General features: G+C 52.2%; 2 protein-coding genes. Both read right to left on the bottom strand.

Annotation, left to right across the window (positions count from 1 at the left end):
- Positions 1–296 precede the first annotated feature (296 nt).
- A complete protein-coding gene (locus JRI95_16640) occupies positions 297–614 on the bottom strand; it encodes a TusE/DsrC/DsvC family sulfur relay protein (protein MBW2063172.1) in 318 nt (105 codons plus the stop codon).
- Between the two features lie 327 nt (positions 615–941).
- Complete coding sequence (gene asnB, locus JRI95_16635; GenBank protein MBW2063171.1) at positions 942–2,798, bottom strand: asparagine synthase (glutamine-hydrolyzing); 1,857 nt, start codon at positions 2,796–2,798, stop codon at positions 942–944.
- Positions 2,799–3,450 lie beyond the last annotated feature (652 nt).

Genomic DNA, 3,450 nt, shown 5'->3' with positions numbered 1-3,450 from the left:
ATTGCTCTAAATCGGTATTGTAGGGGCGGGGTTTATCCCCGCCCGTATTTTTACATTGCTTCGTCGCTAAAGCTCCAATGACAATTCGTTAGTAAATGTTTGATCGCAACCTGGTATTAACAGGTTGATCTCACCGGGCCCGATTGCAGGTGCTAAGATCGAGATATTTTTTTGTACTACAAAAAAACCAATGGGGCAAGTCATTATCCCTCAGACCCGGACCGGCCCGGATATAAAAAAAAGCCTCCCTTTTAGTTCACAAAGGAGGCCCTTTTCAGTTCGATAACCAGGGATATCTAGACGCAGCCGGTCGGTTTGGCCAACCCGGCCATCTTGCAGGCGCCCTTGCCAGGTCCTGACGGGAAAAGCTCATAGATTTTCTTGAGTTTGTATCCGGTAACCTTGGACAGGATGCGCACCATGGGGGCAATGCCATTCTTCTCGTAGTACTCCTGGAGCATACGAATAATCTTCCAGTGCTCTTCTGTGACTTCCGTGATGCCTTCCTGCTCCTTCACATACTCAACCCAGTCCTCATTCCACGTATCAAAGCCCTGTAGAAAACCGTCCTCGTCAACTTCGAACTTATTGTTTTTGAATTCAACAATTGCCATCTTTTTTTCTCCTCCTTGGGTAATTCTTAAATTTAAATATTCTACAAGCAGTTATCACCCCTGCTTGATACAGGTAGGCTATAAAAAAATATTAGCAGTATTTATAAGACAAATACCGCCTTAGTGTCAAGGAGAATGTGAAAGTAAATACGGCAGCTAAAAAAGCATCCCTGGTTCAGATCAGGGGAACCGCCTTATGTTTTCGGGTCTTGCTTTTACATGCAAACCACGCCGCTTTGATACGCGACCGCGTAACGCCTCGCAACAATCTCCCCAATAATTTAATATAATATCAATTAATTGACACCAATGCAAGGGCAGGCTTCTCTATTTTCCCGACCACAATCCCAGAACCGCCAGGGCCCAAAGTCTGGTGGCATTATCATACCGTCCGCTTAAGTGTTCTTCAAGGAGGTTTAGCGCCGGGGCCTTGTCCCAGGGCGTCCTGGCATCCTGCATCATATCATGGATGAATGCCTTCAGCTTTCCCCTGAACCAGACGTCAAGGGGAACCATGAAGCCTTGCTTGGCTCTTTTTCCGATCTGAGGCGGGAGACCTCTTTCAGCCAGACGGCGGAGAATATATTTTGATTTCAGGCCTTTAATTTTATATTTCAGAGGCATGCGATGGGCAAGCTCTACCAGGCGATGGTCCAGAAAGGGGCAGCGAACTTCAAGGGAGTGGTACATGCTCATGCGGTCAACCTTGACCAGGATGTCGTCTGGCAGATAGGTCTGGAAGTCGGTTTTGAGCATGGTTTCGACCGTGCTGCCAGGCTGCAAAGCGGCTGCGGCGCAAAGCAGGGGGTCTGTCTCGGGAGAAGGCATGTCCAGTCCCGGGAAGAGGCTCAGGATTTCTTTATCGCTGAAGATGCGCGGGCTGACGGCCAGGGGGTTTTCGTGGAGGCGGTTGGCGCTTTCAACGAAGAGCTTTGCCTTCTTAAAGACCGATTGGCCGTAATACACCCCGGGCGCTGGCAGCCGGTTTACCAGGGGTTCAACCAGGAAGCGGCGAAACGGGGCCGGGACGTTGAGATAGGTGCGGGTGAGCTTGGCGGCCATATATCGCCGGTATCCTCCGAAGAGTTCATCTCCGCCGTCGCCTGAAAGCGAAACCGTGACATGCTTCCTGGTGGCCTGGCAAAGGTGCCAGGTGGGCAGAAAAGAGGCGTCGGCAAAAGGCTCGTCAAAATGCGTCGCCAGCTCAGGCAGCCGGTCCACCTTGTCGAAATCCACCATGTGAACGTGGTGCTCGGTACCCAGGTGCCTGGCCGCGCTTTCAGCGTGAACGCTCTCATCATAAGTTGGGTCGCTAAACCCGATGCAAAAGGTCTTCACCTTTTCCCCGGCGTAAGGCGCCATGTCTCTGACGATCAGCGAGGAGTCAATGCCTCCGGACAGGAAGACGCCCAGCGGGACGTCAGAGACCAGCCTGAGCCTCACGGCGTCATCAAGGGTCGCGGTCAGGGCTTCGCTCCACTCGGCCTCGGTGCGATCATGATCCACAATGTCGGGGAGGCGCCAGTAAGGCTGAATGGTCAGCCGGCCGTCTTCATAGACCCCATAACTGGCAGCCGGAAATTTATGGATGGATCTGTAAATGGAATAGGGCGCAGGCACATAGCCGTATTTCAGATACAGGGCCAAGGCCGTCTCATTTTGCGCCAGGTCCAGGCCCTTAAAAGGCAGCAGCGCCTTGATTTCAGAGGCAAAAAGCAGCCTGTCCTTCTCGTGGACATAGTACAGAGGCTTTTTCCCAGCCCGGTCCCTGGCCAGAATCAGCCTTTTCCTTTTCCGGTCCCACAAGGCCAGGGCCCACATGCCATTGAGGCGGCTCAACGCCTCTGGCACAGAATGATCTTCGTAAAGATGAAGGAAGGTTTCTGAGTCGGACCTGGTTTTGAATTGATGGCCGTGCTTGAGCAGTTCCTGGTTGAGTTCCTGGAAATTGTAAAACTCACCGTTGACGATCAGGGCCGCTGATCCGTCTTCATTGTAAAGAGGCTGGTCCCCGGTCTGGATATCAATGACCGCCAGCCGAGAATGACCCAGTCCGACCTCATCAGAAAAGTAGAATCCCTGCCCGTCCGGCCCGCGATGCTGAAGCGCGGCCACGGCCTGTTTCAAGGCTTGCTTTTCGCCTCTATCGCGCCGGGCAATGTGATAACCAACGATGCCGCACATGAGTCATACTTATCGTCAAGAAGATTTGAAAAAGGCTGTCTTTCTACGGCCGAACGTCTCGGGCCTGAAGGAACAATCTCCTTCCTCAGGCCAGTAACCTTCTTAAAAGACAGTAAGAATAAGTATCAGGAGCCGATGAGAAGGTCAAGGGGAAAGGAATGAAGGCCGCCCTGTGACCTGAATACGTGAAATCAAGCTAACTTATCGGGATGATTCACACTTGACACATAATCCGCCCAAGGCCTATACTCCTGATATGGCAGACGCCCTGATCATCTAAGACATTAAGGCGGCTGGGCCTTGAAGTGGCAAGGTTTTTGCCCGCGATTGATCGTTTTATTATGCCTCATTATGCCTCATGATTGCTAGCCAAAACGATGGTGATATTAAAAACTCGAGGATTTTATGCCTGACCACCTCGTTTCCAGGTTCGCCAGATGATCCTGCCGGATTCTTTATCTATCAACTGACTGAGGCCCTGGCAGGACAGGGCCTCGCGGTTCGTGTCCTCACGCCTGAACGCGACCGGCCCTCAAAAAACTGGCCGCAGTCTGTTTCAGTACACCGATTTCATTACGCCCCTCAAAGATGGCAAGTCCTGGCCCAGGGCCCCGGCGGTGTGCCAGCGCGTTTAAGGGCCGGCTGGAAAAAC

Source organism: Deltaproteobacteria bacterium, assembly GCA_019308995.1.
Lineage (GTDB): Bacteria > Desulfobacterota > Desulfarculia > Adiutricales > JAFDHD01 > JAFDHD01.
The sequence above is the reverse complement of the archived record's forward strand: the minus strand, read 5'-3'. Positions and strand labels throughout refer to the sequence as shown.

Bases quoted from the DNA above. Each gene is read 5' to 3' on its own strand.
- JRI95_16640 (MBW2063172.1), bottom strand. From the start codon at position 614: ATGGCAATTGTTGAATTCAAAAACAATAAGTTCGAAGTTGACGAGGAC.
- asnB (MBW2063171.1), bottom strand. From the start codon at position 2,798: ATGTGCGGCATCGTTGGTTATCACATTGCCCGGCGCGATAGAGGCGAA.